At 69.5% G+C, this 15,700-nt stretch carries 19 protein-coding genes, 1 tRNA gene and 1 pseudogene; 8 read left to right on the top strand and 13 right to left on the bottom strand.

Annotated elements, in window-relative coordinates:
• Positions 1-95: 95 nt before the first annotated feature.
• Positions 96-641 (bottom strand): TetR/AcrR family transcriptional regulator, encoded by a 546-nt coding sequence (locus tag AB0J69_RS59370; RefSeq protein WP_364137697.1) that lies wholly within the window; start codon positions 639-641, stop codon positions 96-98.
• A 42-nt stretch (positions 642-683) separates the two neighbouring features.
• Positions 684-1,874, bottom strand: a complete 1,191-nt coding sequence (locus AB0J69_RS59365; RefSeq protein ID WP_364137691.1) for a MarP family serine protease — start codon at positions 1,872-1,874, stop codon at positions 684-686.
• A gap of 82 nt (positions 1,875-1,956) precedes the next feature.
• On the opposite strand from AB0J69_RS59365, the gene AB0J69_RS59360 reads away from it, so the two are divergent.
• A complete protein-coding gene (locus AB0J69_RS59360) occupies positions 1,957-2,469 on the top strand; it encodes a HEAT repeat domain-containing protein (RefSeq protein ID WP_364137689.1) in 513 nt (170 codons plus the stop codon).
• Here AB0J69_RS59360 and AB0J69_RS59355 read toward each other — a convergent pair.
• Together AB0J69_RS59355 and nth are read right to left on the bottom strand one after the other, a co-directional pair.
• Positions 2,466-3,113, bottom strand: coding sequence for a CoA pyrophosphatase (locus AB0J69_RS59355; protein WP_364137687.1), 648 nt, complete (start codon positions 3,111-3,113; stop codon positions 2,466-2,468). The two genes, AB0J69_RS59360 and AB0J69_RS59355, sit on opposite strands and share 4 nt — an antisense overlap.
• A gap of 40 nt (positions 3,114-3,153) precedes the next feature.
• Complete coding sequence (gene nth / locus AB0J69_RS59350; RefSeq protein WP_364137685.1) at positions 3,154-3,876, bottom strand: endonuclease III; 723 nt, start codon at positions 3,874-3,876, stop codon at positions 3,154-3,156.
• 84 nt (positions 3,877-3,960) lie between these two features.
• On the opposite strand from nth, the gene AB0J69_RS59345 reads away from it, so the two are divergent.
• Positions 3,961-4,425, top strand: coding sequence for a hypothetical protein (locus AB0J69_RS59345; protein WP_364137683.1), 465 nt, complete (start codon positions 3,961-3,963; stop codon positions 4,423-4,425).
• A 202-nt stretch (positions 4,426-4,627) separates the two neighbouring features.
• A complete protein-coding gene (locus AB0J69_RS59340; protein ID WP_225275898.1) occupies positions 4,628-5,263 on the top strand; it encodes a Crp/Fnr family transcriptional regulator in 636 nt (211 codons plus the stop codon).
• On the opposite strand, the gene AB0J69_RS59335 is transcribed toward AB0J69_RS59340, so the two are convergent.
• Genes AB0J69_RS59335 through AB0J69_RS59320 form a run of 4 tightly spaced genes read right to left on the bottom strand, consistent with a single transcriptional unit; the run spans position 5,245 to position 7,494 of the window.
• A complete protein-coding gene (locus AB0J69_RS59335; protein ID WP_364137681.1) occupies positions 5,245-6,036 on the bottom strand; it encodes an MBL fold metallo-hydrolase in 792 nt (263 codons plus the stop codon). The genes AB0J69_RS59340 and AB0J69_RS59335 overlap by 19 nt on opposite strands.
• Positions 6,033-6,827 carry an NUDIX hydrolase gene (locus AB0J69_RS59330; protein WP_364137695.1) on the bottom strand — a complete coding sequence of 265 codons (795 nt, stop codon included), beginning with the start codon at positions 6,825-6,827 and terminating at the stop codon, positions 6,033-6,035. The genes AB0J69_RS59335 and AB0J69_RS59330 overlap by 4 nt, the downstream gene beginning before the upstream one ends.
• 56 nt (positions 6,828-6,883) lie before the next feature.
• Positions 6,884-7,342, bottom strand: coding sequence for a RidA family protein (locus tag AB0J69_RS59325; protein ID WP_364137679.1), 459 nt, complete (start codon positions 7,340-7,342; stop codon positions 6,884-6,886).
• Positions 7,339-7,494, bottom strand: a complete 156-nt coding sequence (locus AB0J69_RS59320) for a hypothetical protein (RefSeq protein WP_165959776.1) — start codon at positions 7,492-7,494, stop codon at positions 7,339-7,341. Before AB0J69_RS59320 ends, AB0J69_RS59325 begins: the two co-directional genes overlap by 4 nt.
• Before the next feature lie 76 nt (positions 7,495-7,570).
• Here AB0J69_RS59320 and AB0J69_RS59315 point away from each other — a divergent pair, with 76 nt between their 5' ends.
• Positions 7,571-8,572, top strand: a complete 1,002-nt coding sequence (locus AB0J69_RS59315; RefSeq protein ID WP_364137677.1) for an ArsA-related P-loop ATPase — start codon at positions 7,571-7,573, stop codon at positions 8,570-8,572.
• Positions 8,569-9,696 (top strand): ArsA family ATPase, encoded by a 1,128-nt coding sequence (locus AB0J69_RS59310; protein ID WP_364137675.1) that lies wholly within the window; start codon positions 8,569-8,571, stop codon positions 9,694-9,696. The genes AB0J69_RS59315 and AB0J69_RS59310 overlap by 4 nt, the downstream gene beginning before the upstream one ends.
• A gap of 49 nt (positions 9,697-9,745) precedes the next feature.
• Here AB0J69_RS59310 and AB0J69_RS59305 read toward each other — a convergent pair whose 3' ends face one another.
• Positions 9,746-10,042 (bottom strand): WhiB family transcriptional regulator, encoded by a 297-nt coding sequence (locus AB0J69_RS59305; RefSeq protein ID WP_020542548.1) that lies wholly within the window; start codon positions 10,040-10,042, stop codon positions 9,746-9,748.
• A gap of 242 nt (positions 10,043-10,284) precedes the next feature.
• Between AB0J69_RS59305 and AB0J69_RS59300 the strand changes: the two genes are divergently transcribed.
• Positions 10,285-12,555 carry a transglycosylase domain-containing protein gene (locus AB0J69_RS59300; RefSeq protein WP_364137673.1) on the top strand — a complete coding sequence of 757 codons (2,271 nt, stop codon included), beginning with the start codon at positions 10,285-10,287 and terminating at the stop codon, positions 12,553-12,555.
• Positions 12,556-12,749: 194 nt separating this feature from the next.
• On the opposite strand, the gene AB0J69_RS59295 is transcribed toward AB0J69_RS59300, so the two are convergent.
• Entirely contained in the window at positions 12,750-13,205 is a 456-nt protein-coding gene (locus tag AB0J69_RS59295) for a GatB/YqeY domain-containing protein (protein ID WP_364137671.1), read from the bottom strand.
• A gap of 98 nt (positions 13,206-13,303) precedes the next feature.
• On the opposite strand from AB0J69_RS59295, the gene AB0J69_RS59290 reads away from it, so the two are divergent.
• Positions 13,304-14,167 carry a metallophosphoesterase gene (locus AB0J69_RS59290; protein WP_364137693.1) on the top strand — a complete coding sequence of 288 codons (864 nt, stop codon included), beginning with the start codon at positions 13,304-13,306 and terminating at the stop codon, positions 14,165-14,167.
• 67 nt (positions 14,168-14,234) lie between these two features.
• Positions 14,235-14,308: transfer RNA gene (locus AB0J69_RS59285), tRNA-Pro, on the top strand.
• A gap of 102 nt (positions 14,309-14,410) precedes the next feature.
• On the opposite strand, the gene AB0J69_RS59280 is transcribed toward AB0J69_RS59285, so the two are convergent.
• The 3 genes and pseudogenes from AB0J69_RS59280 to AB0J69_RS59270 all read right to left on the bottom strand — a co-directional run.
• Positions 14,411-14,833, bottom strand: a complete 423-nt coding sequence (locus AB0J69_RS59280) for a tyrosine-type recombinase/integrase (protein WP_364137669.1) — start codon at positions 14,831-14,833, stop codon at positions 14,411-14,413.
• 3 nt (positions 14,834-14,836) lie between these two features.
• Complete coding sequence (locus AB0J69_RS59275; RefSeq protein WP_364137667.1) at positions 14,837-15,382, bottom strand: hypothetical protein; 546 nt, start codon at positions 15,380-15,382, stop codon at positions 14,837-14,839.
• A gap of 44 nt (positions 15,383-15,426) precedes the next feature.
• Positions 15,427-15,700 (bottom strand): annotated as a pseudogene (locus AB0J69_RS59270) (integrase core domain-containing protein); the annotation flags it as partial.

The following is a 15,700-nucleotide window of genomic DNA, read 5'->3' as shown; positions in this document are numbered from 1 at the left end:
CGACCGCACCAACCACCGCGCAAACACCACCATCAACGTCCTCACCGAACATCGGTTGACAGCAGCCCCAAGCCCTTAACTTCCCGGCATTGCCGCTAGCCCAGCGCGGCGCGGCCCGCGACCAGCGCGCGCGTGGCGCCCGTCGCGCGCTGGACCGCCATGTCCACGGCCCGCTCGCCCTCGCCGAACATGCCCAGGTGCAGCAGCCCCGCGAGCCCGTGCGCGGTGGCGGCCACGGCCGTCCCCAGTGCCTCCGCCGCCACCGGATCGCCGCCCGACAGCGCCATGGCGGCCGTGCGGAAGGCCTCCTTCACCGGCTGGGCGGCCCGTTCGAGCTCCGGCTCGGCGATCGGCGACAGGGTGCCGAACACGGCCTCGAACAACGTCCGGTGCTTGGCGGCGAACCGCACGTATCCCCTGGCCACCGCCACCAGCCGGTCCTCCGGCGAGTCGCCGCCGCGCTCGGCCATCACGGCCGTGACCAGCAGCTCCCCGACGCGGGTCCCGACCGCCAGGAGCAACTCGTCGCGGTCGGCGAAGTGCCGGTAGGGGGCGCTGACCGCGACCCCGAGCCGCCTGGCCTCCGCCAGCGAGAACCCTTGCACGCCCTGCTCGGCGATCAGCTCCATCGCGGTGTCGATGAGTGCGCGTGCGAAGGGGAGGGTCCCTTCTGGATCAGCTGATCAGTCGCACTCCTGCGTGCTGGCCGGCGAGGTGTCGCTGCGGCCCGCCGAGGCGTCGGGAGAGACCTCCTCGGCCGTCAGCACGTAGCCGGTCTGCTCCTCGTTGATCGCGGCGGCGAAGATCACGCCGTAGACCCGGCCGTCCACCGTGAGCAGCGGCCCGCCAGAGTTGCCCGGCAGCACCTGGCCGCGGATCGCGTAGACCTTCCGCCTGACCGTGTTCTCCCGGTAGATGTCGGGGCCCTCGGCGTCGAGCTGGCCGCCGATCCTGGCCGGCTCGGCGGTGAAGCCCTTGCCCTTCGGGAACCCGGCGATGATCGCGTTGTCACCGCGGCTGCCGTCGCCGTCGAAGGAGAGCTGCGGCAGGTTGAGCTCCGGCACGTAGAGGACGGCGATGTCGCGCCGCGGGTTGTAGCGCACGACCGTGGCCGCGTGGCGGGCGCCGGTGGAGTCGATGACCTGCAGGTCACGGGTGACGCCGGCGACCACGTGGGCGTTGGTCATGATCCGGCCGGGGGCGTAGACGAAGCCGGTGCCCTCGATGTGCTTGTTGCAGCTCTCGGCGTTGCCCTGCACCTTGACGATCGCGCGGCGGGCCCGGCTCAGCTTGGCGCCCTGCAGCACGCTCTGGTCGGGCGGCTGCACGTCGATGAGCTGGCCGGCGCCGATGGCGTCGAAGACCGGCGGGAACTCCGAGCGGTCGATGAACTTCTTGAACGGCTGCTGCCAGTTGCGCGCGGCCTGCGGGATGGCGTCGTCGACCGTGGTCAGCAGCGCGGAGTTCTTGACCTGGTCGACGAGCGGGGTGAAGGCCGTCGAGACGATCAGCGACCCGATCAGCCAGGCGATGACCAGCACCGACAGCGCGCTGGCGAACGTGCCCCCGATCGCGTCGGCCACCTTGGCGGGCTCCCAGGTGACGTGGCTGCGCACGACGGCGCCTAGTGTCGAGGAGGCGAACTGGCCGATGGTCGCGGCGAGAAAGACGATCACGATGGCGAGCAGCGCCTGCGGCGTGTCACCGTCGACGACGGCCTTGGAGACGGGCGGCGCGATGAAGACGCCCAGCACGGCACCGCCGACGAACCCCACGAAGCTCATGGCCCCGATGATGAAACCCTGCCGGTAACCCGAGATGCCGAAGGCGATCACGAGGCCGATCAAGATGAGGTCAAGCAGATCACCGCGCACGCTTCAAAGGTAACCAGCGATACGGTCAAGTGTGCACGTCTTCGATCAGGACGGCGTCACTCACCTGGCTATCTTGAGCGGTATGCCGCCGGACGAGGGAACAGTGCGCGATCTCATCCAGGCAGCGCTGCGCGACACCGATCCTGACGGCCCTCTGCGCTGGCATGTGATCTCCTTGCTGCGCCAGCGGGGCGACCTGGAGTCGTTCATCGAGGCGCGGCGGCTGTGCGCCGCCGACAGCGTCGCCGAACGTCTCCTCGGCGTGGACATCATGGGGATGCTGCGGCCGTTCGTGGACCGTACGCTGCCGGTGCTGCGCTATCTCGCCGCCAGCGAGGACGACGCCATGGTGCTCTATTCGGTGCTGATCGCGTTCGGCCACCTGGCGGACCCGCGCTCGCTCCCGTCCGTGATCGACCTGGCCGCCCACAACGACCCCCGGGTCAGGTACGGCGCGGCGTACGCGCTGCAGCACGTGCTCGGCGAGCCGCCGGACCGGGCGGGCCTGGAGACGCTGCGGGCGCTGGCGGCCGACAGCGACGCGGACGTGGCCGGCTGGGCCTCGCTCGGCGTCGCGCTCAGATCGCCCTATTAGCCGCGGGAGGCGAGGGTCACCACTTCGGGCGGCAGATCCTCCACCTGCGCCGGATCCCACGGCTGTTCGAGCCCGCCCTCGCGCAGCACCGTGTCCAGCACCATCGCCGTGAACCCCCACACCAGCATCCCGCGCACCCGGAACGCCGGCCCCGCCGTGCCACGGGGATGCCGCAGCATGACGCGGTTGCCCGGGTCGACCAGCTCGGCGAGCGGCACCCGCTCCACGGAGTCGACCTCGTCGGGCGAGGCCGCGTGCACCGCCGACGGCTCGCGCCACCAGGCGATCACCGGCGTGACGCGGTTGTCGCTGTGGTTGAGGTAGAGCTCGGGCATCGTGCACAGCACGTGCACCCCGCTCGGGTCGGCCCCGGTCTCCTCCTCGGCCTCCCGCAGGGCGGCCTCGATCGGCCCGGCGTCCTCCGGGTCCACGCCGCCGCCGGGGAAGGCGGGCTGCCCCGGGTGCCTGCGGCCGCGCGTGCTGCGCTGGATGAGGAGCACGTCAGGGCCGTTGGGCCCCTCGCCGAACAACATCAGCACCGCCGCCGCCCGGCCTCCCCGGCTGGGCGGCCGGAAGAAAGGGGGGACACGGATCTGCTGCGCTTGCGCCGCCAGTCTTTCAAGCCAGTCGGGGACTTGGGTCACGCATCCTCCAACACGCCGGGGCGCGAATGACTTCCCTCGATCAGGAGAAGGGGCCGGGCCTGACAAGCTTGGTGGCCTCGGCGGGGGCCGTGGGGCCGGTGCCGTACGACGGGCAGAGCGCGGCCAGCGGGCACACACCGCACGCCGGCCGCCGGGCGTGGCAGATGCGGCGGCCGTGCCAGATCACCCGGTGCGAGAAGATCGTCCACTCCCGCTTGGGCAGCAGCTCGCCCACGGCGTGCTCGATCTTGACGGGGTCGGTCTCCTCGGTCCAGCGGAACCGGCGGACGAGCCGCTGGAAGTGGGTGTCCACGGTCAGTCCCGGCACGTCGAACGCGTTGCCCAGCACCACGTTCGCCGTCTTGCGGCCCACGCCGGGCAGCGCGACCAGGTCTTTCAGCCTGCCGGGCACCTCGCCGCCGTGGCGCTCGCACACCGCCTGAGCCATGCCGATGATGCTGTTGGTCTTCGCGCGGAAGAAGCCGGTCGAGCGGATGATCTCTTCCATCTCCGGCCGGTCGGCGGCGGCGTAGTCCTCCACGGTTGGATATTTCGCGAAGAGGGTGGGGGTGACCATGTTGACCCGCTTGTCCGTGCACTGTGCGGACAGGATGGTCGCGACCAGCAGCTCCAGCGGGTTGCCGAAATCGAGCTCGCAATGGGCGTCCGGGTAGGTCTCCGCGAGGATGCGGTTCATCTTGCGCGCCCGCCGAACCAGAGCGAGCTGGGTCTCAGGCTTGCGCCCCGCCGCGTTCGTCGCCATGCGGCAAGAGTAGAAGCTCCGGGGAACGGTTGAACCAAGGACGGCCCATCCGCGTACAACCTGGCGCCTTGGAAGGGGGTCGTCATGGGTGATCAGGGAGCGACGCTGGCGGAGTTCGTCCGGCACGGAGGTCCGATGCGCGGTCAGGCGCTGCACCGGCTCGCCGTGACCTGCGTCGCGGCCATGGCCAAGCTGCACGCGCGCGGCACCGCCGGGGTACGGCTCAGCAAGGAGAGCGTGGCGCTGGGCGCGCGCGGCCAGGTGCTCATCGGGTGGCAGCGCTCCTCGACGGAGTCCGGCCTGCCGCGGGCGGAGGACGTACGGGCCTGGGCCGACCTGGTGGTCTTCGCGGCCACCGGCGCCGAGGACGGCGACACCTCCGTGCTGTGGCCCGCGCTGCGGATCGCGGTCGAGCAGTGCCGCCACCCCGAACCCGCCTCCCGCCCGCAGGCCGCGGACGTGCTCCGGGTCCTGCTCAGCCGGTCGGTGGCGGCGGCGGTGGCCTCCGTGGACGACCTCCTCTCCGGGGATTACCGAAGGGCGGGCTGAGCTCCGAGGAGTGCCGGTCGCGGTATGAATCAGGCCGTCCGGTACCTTTCCCCCGGGAGTCGACGCACCTGGACAGGCTCCGAACACTCCGGCATTCCCATAGCCTGTGTGTGCTGTCCGGAGTGGGGTGAGTCACAATGGCAGCAGAGGAGGCAGAGTGAACACCGAAGATGTGCTGGGCAAGGCCCCCCTGTTCGCCGCGCTGGACCGCGAGAGTGCCGCCGCGCTGCGCACGAGCATCACCGAAGTCCAGCTGTCCAAGGGGCAGACGCTCTTCCACGAGAACGAGACGGGCGACCGGCTCTACGTGGTGCTGGAAGGCAAGATCAAGCTTTCCCGCACCTCCCCGGACGGGCGGGAAAACCTGCTGAGCGTGCTGGGGCCGAGCGAGATGTTCGGCGAGCTGTCGCTGTTCGACCCGCGGCCGCGCACGGCCACGGCGACGGCGCTGACCGAGGTGCGCCTGGCCGGGCTGGGCCACGACGACCTGCGGCCGTGGCTGACCGGCCGGCCCGAGGTGGCGCTGCACCTGCTGCGCGCGCTCGCGCAGCGGCTGCGCCGCACCAACGACGTGCTGGCCGACCTGGTCTTCACCGACGTACCCGGCCGGGTGGCCAAGCAGCTGCTCGACCTGGCCGAGCGGTTCGGCACCAAGACCGACGACGGCCTGCGGGTGCACCACGACCTGACCCAGGAGGAGCTGGCGCAGCTCGTCGGCGCCTCACGGGAGACGGTCAACAAGGCGCTGGCCGACTTCGCCCAGCGCGGCTGGCTGCGGATCGAGGCCAAGGCCGTGGTCATCCTCGACATGGACCGCCTCTACAACCGGTCCAGATAGTCCAGCTGCGCCAGCACCGACATCTCGGCGGCCGGCCAGAGCGATCGGTCGACGTCGGCGTACACGATCTTGACGATCTCGCGTGGCGTGCGCGCGCCCTGCTCGCGCGCCGCCCTGATCTGGTCGAGCCGCTCGCGCCGGTGGGCGATGTAGCCGTCGAGCGCGCCGATCGGATCGGGCAGCACCGGGCCGTGGCCGGGCAGCAGCGCCCGCGCCTCCAGGCTCTCGGCCGCCGCTCTGAGCCGGTCGAGGCTGCGCAGATAGTCGGCCAGGCCGCCGTCGCGGGCGATGATCGTGGTGCCCCTGCCGAGCACGGTGTCGCCGGTGAGCATCGCCCGGTCCGCCGGCAGCCAGAAGCACAGCGAGTCGAACGAGTGGCCCGGGGTGCCGTACACGTGGATCTCCAGGCCGGCCACGGTCACCACGTCGCCGTCGGCGAGCCCCTCGTCCCCCAGCCGGTGGCGCGGGTCCAGGGCGCGCACGGGCGCGCCGACCATGCCCGCGAAGCTCCTGGCGCCGCCGCTGTGATCGAAGTGGCCGTGGGTGAGCAGGATCTCGGTGACGCGGCGCGCGCCCAGGTGCTCGCGCACGCGGCTCAGGTGCGACTCGTCCTGCGGCCCGGGATCGACGACGACCACCTCCTCGCCGGTCCCGATCACCCACGTGTTGGTGCCGTCGAGGGTCATCGCCGAGGGGTTGGGGGCCAGCAGGTTCTCGGCGTGATCGGTACGCGACCCGTCGGGCGTGTCGAGCGGGATGTGAAGCCCGCTCATGTGGTAACCAGCCGCATCGCGCCCTCGATCTCGACGGCTCTCGGCATGATGGTGACGATCTCCCGGTGCGCGGCCAGGACGCCGGCCACGCTGGCGTACGCCGAGAGCTCGCTCAACGTCCGGTACGTGGGCGGCATGAGGAAGATCTCCCCCTTGTGCGCCAGCTCTATGGCCTCGTCCGGGCGCTGCCAGACGACCTGGTCGGCCTCCCCGCCCACGTCGCGCGTGCGCTGCCCCTCGGGCAGCACGGCGGCGAAGAACCGGGTGTCGAACCGCTTGTGCTCGATCTCCGGCGTGATCCAGTGCGCCCACGCCTTGAGCAGGTCGGAGCGGAGCACCAGGCCGCGCCGGGCGAGGAAGTCCGCGAAGCCGAGGCTGCGGTCGATCAGCGCCAGCCTGTCGGCCTCCCAGTCCGCACCCGTGGTGTCGGCCACCACGGAGTCGGGCCCGGGCCCCGCCAGGAGCACGCCGGACTCCTCGAACGTCTCGCGCACCGCCGCACACACCAGCCCGCGGGCCAGCCGCTCGCCGGCGTTGAAGACCTCGCCCCACTCCGCCGGGGACGGCCCGGCCCAGGCGACGGCCTGATCGGTGTCGCGGACGTCCACGGAGCCGCCGGGGAAGACGTACGCGCCTGCCGCGAAGGCCATCGTGGCCTTGCGCCGCAGCAGGTAGACCTCCGGTCCCGGGCGCAGGAGCACCACCGTGGCGGCGTCCCGCGCCGGCACCGGCTGGATCCGCCCGGCGAGGACTTCCCGCGCCCGGGCGGCGAGTTCGGCTGGAAGCGGCAATCCAGTCACATGACCTCCTCCTAGAACATCACTCGGTCATGGTGACATATGCCCCATCAGCCGACTTCGGCGATCAGCTCCACTTCCACGGGCGCGTCGAGCGGCAGGGAGGCGACGCCCACGGCGCTGCGCGCGTGCTTGCCGGCCTCGCCCAGCACCTGGCCGAACAGCTCGCTGGCGCCGTTGCCGACCTTCGGCTGGTCGGTGAAGGACGGCTCGCTGGCCACGAACACGACGACCTTGACGATGCGGACGACCTTGGACAGGTCACCGACCTCGGACTTGAGCGCGGCCAGCGCGTTGAGCGCGCAGATGCGCGCCATCTCCACGCCTTCCTCGGTGGTCAGGTCGGCGCCCAGCTTGCCGGTCCTGGCCAGCTTGCCGTCGACCAGGGGCACCTGGCCCGAGGTGTAGACGAGGTCGCCGGTGCGCACGGCCGGGACGTAGGCCGCCACGGGCGCCGGCACCTCGGGCAGCTTCAGGCCGAGCTCCTCGAGCTTCTGCTCAGGGGTCACTGCTTCTCCCTCTTGAAGTAGGCGACGAGCTGCTCCGGCGTGGCGCCCTGGAGGATCTGGACCAGCTCCCAGCCGTCCGCGCCGAAGTTGTCGAGAATCATCTTGGTGTTGTGGATCAGCACTGGGGCTGTGAGGTACTCCCACTTCTTCATGGGGGCAGCTTATTGTGAGCAATCTCAAACGGTGGTCGTCGGCTTTCGACAAGTGACCGTTCGGTAGCCTCGAAACGTGGACTCTCCGGACACGGATTGGGCCGACGTACGGCTGCACGTCGTCACCGGCAAGGGCGGCACCGGCAAGACGACCGTCGCCGCCGCCCTCGCCCTCGCCCTGGCCTCAGGCGGTCGCAAGGTGCTGCTCGTGGAGGTGGAGGGCAGGCAGGGCATCGCGCAGATCTTCGACCTGCCGCCGCTCCCCTACGAGGAGCGCAGGATCGCGGTCGCGCCGTCGGGCGGTGACGTGTACGCGCTGGCCATCGACCCCGAAGAAGCCATGCTCGAGTACATGGAGATGTTCTACGGGATGCGCCGGGCGGGTCGCGCGCTGACCAAGATGGGCATCGTCGACTTCGCCACCACCGTGGCCCCCGGCTTCCGCGACGTGCTCGTCACGGGCAAGACCACCGAGGCGGTGCGCAGGCGCGGCAGGAACGGCCGCCGGATCTACGACGCCGTCGTGCTCGACGCGCCGCCCACGGGCCGCATCACGCGCTTCCTGAACGTCACCAAGGAGGTGGCGGGCCTGGCCAAGGTCGGGCCCATCAAGAACCATTCCGACCTCGTCAGCGGCGTCGTGAAGTCCCCGGAAACCGCGGTGCACTTCGTCACGCTTCTGGAGGAGATGCCGGTGCAGGAGACGCTCGACGGCCTGGCCGAATTGCGCTCCGCCGGCCTTCCCCCGGGTGGAATCTTCATCAACATGGTGCGCGAGTCACTTCTGCCCCAAACCGCTCTTGACACGGCTGTCAAGGGCCGGTTCGACGCCGAGGAGATCGCGCTCGGGCTCAAGGCGACCGGCGTCGCCGACGGCGCTCAGGCCACGGCACTGGCGGAGGCGCTCGCCGCGGAGATCGTCGAGCACGCCCACCGCACGGAGCTGGAGCGCGCCGAGCGCGAGACGCTGGCCGAGGCCGGGCTGAAGAGGTACGAGCTGCCGCTGCTGGCCGACGGGGTGGACCTGGCCGGCCTGTACGAGCTGGCAGAGAGCATCCGCACCCAGGGAGCAGCGTGAAGAAGCCCGCCAGACTCGACATCGACGCGATCCTCGACGACCGGGGCACCCGGATCGTCGTCTGCTGCGGCGCCGGCGGCGTGGGCAAGACCACGACCGCGGCCGCCCTCGGCCTGCGGGCCGCCGAGCGCGGCAGGTGCGTGGTCGTGCTGACCGTGGACCCGGCCCGGCGGCTGGCCCAGTCGATGGGACTGACCGAGCTGGACAACACCCCGCGTCTGGTCAGCTCGCCCGAGGGCGACGGGCAGCTCTTCGCCATGATGCTCGACATGAAGCGCACGTTCGACGAGATCATCGAGGCGCACGCCGACCCCGAGCGGGCCCGCCAGATCCTGTCGAACCCCTTCTACCAGTCCCTCTCCTCCAGCTTCTCGGGCACGCAGGAGTACATGGCCATGGAGAAGCTGGGCCAGCTCCGCCGCTCGGACGAGTGGGACCTGATCATCGTGGACACGCCGCCCTCGCGCTCGGCGCTGGACTTCCTGGACGCGCCCGAGCGGCTCGGGCGCTTCCTCGACGGCCGGTTCATCCGGCTGCTGACCGCGCCGGCCAAGGCCGGCGGGCGCAGCGCGTTCCGGCTGCTCAACGCCGGGTTCGGGTTGATGGCGGGGGCGATGACCAAGTTGCTGGGCGCCCAGGTGATCAAGGACCTGCAGACGTTCGTGTCCGCGCTGGACGCGGTGTTCGGCGGGTTCAGGCAGCGCGCCGACATGACGTACCGGCTGCTCCAGGCGCCGGGCACGGCCTTCCTCGTGGTGGCCGCGCCCGAGCGCGACGCGATGCGCGAGGCGTCCTACTTCGTGGAGCGCCTGGCCGAGGAGCGCATGCCCCTGGCCGGCCTGGTGGTCAACCGGGTGCACGAGTCGCCGGCCTCGGCGCTCTCCGCCGCCCGCAGCGCCGCCGCCGCGGAGGATCTGGAGTCGAGGGGCGAGCACGAGCTCACCGCCGCCGTGCTGCGGCTGCACGCCGGGCGGATGCAGCTCGCCGCCCGCGAGAGCCGCGAGCAGGAGCATTTCGTCTCGGCCCACCCCACGGTGCCCGTGGTGCAGGTTCGCGCCATGTCCGAGGACGTCCACGATCTGACGGGTCTTCGGCAGATCGGGAATCTGCTGGCGACCGCATAGAAGTACGGCCGGCGGGCGACGCCGGCCGTACGCGGCCGCCGGGCTGGGGTCAGCCGGCGATCAGCTCGTTGGTTCGTTCGTACTCTTCCTTGGCGGACTCGAGCAACTCGCGCCACGAGTCCACGTCGGGCCGCCGCCGCAGCAGGGCACGTCGTTCCCGTTCGGTCATACCGCCCCACACCCCGAACTCGATGCGATTGTCCAACGCATCGGCGAGGCATTCAGTACGGACCGGGCAGCCCCGGCAGATGAGCTTGGCTCTGTTCTGCGCGGCGCCCTGCACGAACAGGGCATCCGGATCCGCACCCTTACAGGCGGCACGGGAGGTCCAATCCGTGATCCACATTTTTCGACCCCACTCCCCTTAGGTGGTCAGTCGTCATTTGGGGCCGACGGGCGCGGGCGCCGAGCCTCCGTATTCAGTTGCCGCAGGGAGAACGTACGCAACTAGACGTTCGGGCCGACAGACCCCAGAGGACCAATTTCTCGCAGCAGTCTTGACCGGGAATGACTAGTCACCCCCGCCAGTCAAGGCGAAATGGTGTCGTGCTACCGGAAAGGTCAGTCTTTCGACGTACTCTTGGTAGCGTGCAAGCGCGTGGCAAAGATCGTTCCAACCCCGTCCTCAACGTCCTGCGGCTCATCATCGCCGGATCGGCGGCCGGGGTGCTCGCGGCCGCCGTGGCGTTGCCGGCGGTCGGCGGAGCGGGAGTGTCCACCAAGACGGCGGTGGAGGGGCTCAACCTCAAGCCCGAAGAACTCGACGAACCTCCTCTGCCCGAGCGCACCGAACTGCTCGACGCCGACGGGAAGAAGATCGCGCAGTTCTACTTCGAGAACCGGCAGTCCGTAAGCCTCGACCAGGTCGCCCCGATCATGCAGACGGCGCTGATCGCGATCGAGGACTTCCGTTTCTACCAGCACGGACCGATCGATGTGGAAGGAACGGCCAGAGCGCTCGTCAAGAATTTGACCAGTGGCGGCGTGACGCAGGGTGGCTCCTCGATCACCCAGCAGTACGTCAAGCAGGTGCTGGTCAACAAGGCCGAGACGCCCGAGGAGCAGGCGGCGGCCATCGCGCCGACGGTCTCCCGCAAGCTGGCCGAGCTGCGCTACGCCATGGCGATCGAGAAGAAATACTCCAAGAACCAGATTCTTGAGAAATATCTCAACATCGCCTACTTCGGCGCGGGCGCGCACGGCATCCAGGCGGCCTCCAGGCGCTTCTTCGACAAGCCGGCCTCCAAACTCACCCTCGTCGAGGCCGCCACGCTGGCCGGCGCCGTACAGAACCCGGCCAGGACCGACCCCAACGTCGGCCCCGAGTCCCGCGAGCGGCTGCTCGAGCGGCGCAACACCGTGCTGGACCGGATGGCCGAGCTCGGCAAGATCACGCCTCCGGAGGCCGCTGAGGCCAAGGCGAAGAAGCTGGGCTACAAGGACGTCAAGGTGCCCGGCGGCTGCGAGGTCAGCGAGGTCCCGTACTTCTGCCTCTACGTCCAGTACGAGATCCTCAACAACGAGGACTTCGGCAAGAACCAGGACGAGCGCAGGAAGCTGCTCCAGCGGGGCGGTCTGAAGATCAAGACCACGATCGACCCGAAGATGCAGGAAGCCGCCGAGAAGGCGATCAAGAAGTACGTCAGCACCAAGGACAAGCCCGTGGCCTCGCAGGCCATGATCGTCCCTGGCACCGGCGAGATCAAGGCGATGGCCGCCTCGCGGAAGTTCGGCCAGAGCAAGAAGAAGAACGAGATGAGCTACAACATCGTGGCCGACGCGGCGCACGGTGGCGGGCGCGGGTTCCAGCAGGGCTCCACGGCCAAGGTCTACACGCTGGCCACGGCGCTGGAGGAGGGCCTGAAATACGGCGACGGCTTCCCGTCCCCGGCCGGCTACACCGCCGGTGGCTACAGCACGTTCAAGAACTGCAAGGGCCAGAACGTCGGCGACCCGTCGCACACCGTACGCAACTCCAGCGAGGGCGGCGGCGGCTTCAAGACGCTGGAGAGCGGCACCTGGGGCTCGGTGAACACGTTCTTCGTCAAGCTGCAGGAGAAGGTCGGGCTCTGCGACGTGGTCAAGATGGCCAAGAAGCTCGGCGTCAAGCGGGCCGACGGGCAGAAGCTCTCCGAGGTGGAGACGTTCACGCTCGGGGTCAACGAGGTCGACCCCGTCACCATCGCCAGCTCCTACGCGGTCTTCGCCTCGCGCGGCCAATACTGCAGGCCGCTGGCCATCACCGAGATCAAGGACCGGAACGGCAAGGCCAAGCAGTACAAGCCCAAGTGCTCCCAGGTGCTGGAGGAAGAGGTCGCCGACGCGGTCAACGGCATCCTGTCCGGGGTGTTCACCAAGGGCACGATGCAGGAGGTCGGCGGCATCGGGCGCGACGCGGCCGGCAAGACGGGGACGACCGACAACTACATGTCGGCCTGGTTCGCCGGTTACACCCCGAACCTGGCCTCCGCCGTCAGCCTGGGCGATCCGCGCGGCACCTCCGCCCACAAACTGATCGGGATCACGATCGGGGGGCGCTACTACCCGTACGTGTACGGCGCGTCGATCTCCGGGCGGGTCTGGAAGGACTCCATGATCCAGGCGCTCAAGGGGATCGAGCCGACCGAGTTCGCGGAGGTCGACCGCTCGCGGTTCGGCGGCTGCACGGACAACTGCGCGCCCAAGCCGCCCAAGAAGAAGAAGGACGAGGAAGGGCCGGACAACCCGTTCGACATCTTCGACCCCGGTGACGGGGACGGGCCGCCTGACGGGCGCGGCGACGGGCCGGGCGACGGAGACGGGCCCGGAGGCGGGCGCGGGCGCGGCGGCGACGCCGGACCGATCACACCGGGCCGCTGAGGCCTCCGCCCACGGACGTGGGGGGAGGCCCATGGCAGAGACATGGCCCAGACCCTCCCGGGCCCGCTGAGACGGCGCTGAAGCCCTTCCCAGGGCCTCTGGGACGGCACTGAGGCCCTCTCGCAGCTTGTGCCGGCGGCCTGCCTTGCCCGCTTACCGACTTGCCTTGCCCGCTTACCGGCCTGGCTTGCCCGCTAACCGGCCAGCTTGGCGCGGACCGCGGCCGCGACCCGGCCGCCCTCGGCCCGCCCGGCCACCTTGGGGTTGACGGCCTTCATGACCTGCCCCATGGCCTGCGGCCCCACGGCGCCGGTCTCGGCGATGGCCGCGTCGACCAGCGCGGCCAGCTCCTCGTCGGAGAGCTGCGCCGGGAGGTACTCCTCCAGCACCGCCTGCTCGTCCAGCTCCGCCTGCGCCTGCTCGGCCCGCCCCGCGTTGCCGAACGCCTCCGCCGCCTCCCGCCGCTTCTTGGCCTCCTTGGTCAGGACCTTGATGATCTCGTCATCGGTCAGCTCCCGGGCCTGCTTGCCGGCGACCTCCTCGACGTTCACGGCGGCCAGTGCCATCCGGACCGTCCGGAGACGTACCTCGTCCTTGTTCTTCAGCGAGGCCGTCAGATCGGCCTTCAGCTTGTCCTTCAATCCGCTCATGCGCTCCATCTTGCCGTCTGCGCGGACTACCCGGTCGCCTCGCGCCGGATGTCGGGCATCATGAGTACGTGAGGAAAGCAGTCGCAGTGCCCCTGTCCATGCTCGGTCTCGGCCTGGCCGGGCTGGGCTACGCCTCCGTGGTGGAGCGAAACTGGTTCCGTCTGCGCCGCTTCGACGTACCCGTGCTGGAGCGCGGCCAGCGTCCCGTGCGCGTCCTCCACCTGTCGGACCTGCACCTGACGCCGCGCCGGACCATGCTGATCAACTGGGTCCGCTCGCTGGGCGCCCTGGAGCCCGACCTCGTCGTCAACACCGGCGACTCGATCGCGCACCCGGAGTCCGTGCCCGCGCTCCTGCACGCCCTGGAGCCCCTGCTGTCCCGCCCCGGCCTGTTCGTCTACGGCTCCAACGACCTCTACGCCCCGAAGCCGAAAAACCCGGCCCGCTACCTGTGGCGCACGTCGAAGAACGAGCGGCGCCAGCACGTGCCCACCCTCCCGTGGGAGGAGCTGGGGGCGGGCATGGCCGCCGAGGGCTGGCTCGACATGAACAACACCACGGCCCGCATCAAGGTGGGCGACCTGGACGTGGCCGTGGCCGGCATCCACGACTCCCACATCTCCCGCGACCGCTACGACCTCGTGGCGGGCCCGGCACCGGCGGACGCGGACCTGCGCCTGGGCGTCATGCATTCACCGGAGCCCCGCAACATGACCCGCTTCGCCGCGGACGGCTACCAACTCCTGCTGGCCGGCCACACGCACGGGGGCCAGCTCTGCATCCCGTTCTACGGCGCCCTGGTGACCAACTGCGGCATCGACCGGGCCCGGGTCAAGGGCCTGAGCCGCCACGACTTGGCCTGGCTGCACGTGTCGGCCGGCCTGGGCACCTCGCCGTACGCCCCGGCCCGCTTCGCCTGCTTCCCGGAGGCGACGCTCCTCACGCTGGTTCCCCGGAGATAAAGGCGGTCACAAGCACCTTGGAAGTCCGCTAGACTTTTCCAAGCACGCGCACGACGACGGCGTGCACCGGGGTGTAGCGCAGCTTGGCAGCGCGCTTCGTTCGGGACGAAGAGGTCGTGGGTTCAAATCCCGCCACCCCGACACAGTTTGACCAGGTGAAGGGCTTGATCCGCTAAGCGGATCGGGCCCTTTTCCGTTTCCGGAAGTCGATAGGAGCCAATCGGGGAGCCAACTCACTCGGACTCAACCCGTCGGCTTGTCGCCGAAGACGGTGTTCATGGTGTGGGCGCCCTTGGTGATCACCGGCTTGAGCTGGTGCCAGTAGACCGCTTCTGTGACGCTGGTGCCCGCGTGCCCGACGAGATCGGCGATGGTCTCGATGGGTACGCCCTGGTCACTCATGATCGAGACGAACGAGTGACGCAGTTCGCGGGGCGTCCAGTCGGTGCCGATCCCCGCGTTCCTGGTGATGTGCCGGAACGCTCGCCGTACGTTCGCCGCGTCAAGCGGGGTACCGACGTTCGTGCAGAACACCAGATCGTGATCTTGCCACGCCTCCCCCGCCTTTAGCTTGTGGGTGGCCTGGCGGGTGTGGTGTTGCCGGAGCGCCAGCGGCGAGCTTGGGCAGTTCCAGTGTCCGGCGTGACTTGCGGGTCTTGGTGTCACCTCCTACTCGGTCGGCTCGCCAGACGTAGATGGCGAACCTCTTGTGCTTGAACCTGCCTCGGTCACCGGATGCCACGCCTTGAGGCTGGGGACCCAGGCAACGACGTGATCCCAGCGCAGCGCACGGGCTTCCTCAGTACGGACCCCGGTGGTGAGGCTCAACACTACGTAGGCGTGGAGTTCGGAGGACTCCGCTGCCTTGAGCATCGCGTCCGCCTGGTGCCGGGTGAGTGCCTTGCTTGGCCGGCCATCCTTGCCCGTGGGCGTAGTGACCAGCTCGGCAACGTTCCTCAGCACCAGGTCTCGTGCTTGGGCTTGCCGGGTGGCCCGCTTCAGCACGCTGTGGACATCTCGTAGTGTCCGGGTGGCCAGCTCGCTTGAGAGTTCGTCGAGCCACTCATCCACGTGATCGGCGCGTAACTGCTGGAGCTTCATTTTCCCCAGCCTGGGGATAACGTGCGTCTCCGCGAGGATGCGTAGCTTGGTGACGGTGTTCTCGGACCTGCCCTTGAGACCTTTGCTGAGCCAGTCGCTGACGGCATCACGCACTGAGGGGCCACGGAGATTCCGGACAGCCGTCTTATGGGCGTAGCCTATGCGGCCGTCGTGGTTGAAAGGGACTCGTTGAGCACTTCGAAGGGTGGTCGGTAGCCGAGCGCCGAATGCAGGCGCCGGTGGTTGTAGAACCCTTCGATGTAGCGGATGACCTGCCGCCTGGCCTTGGCTCGGGTGGTGAAGACGAATCGGTGCAGCCACTCGTTCTTGAGCGCGCTGAAGAACGATTCGGCCATTGCGTTGTCCCAGCATTATCCGGCTAATGACGCTGGTTCTGGGCGTTGGCCGGTTAACGCTTTCAGCTGACCCGGG

Origin of the sequence: Nonomuraea sp. NPDC049709 (assembly GCF_040674815.1) — a bacterium.
Classification (GTDB): domain Bacteria; phylum Actinomycetota; class Actinomycetes; order Streptosporangiales; family Streptosporangiaceae; genus Nonomuraea.
Note: the sequence above shows the minus strand (reverse complement) of the source record. Positions and strands in the feature narration are given on the sequence as shown.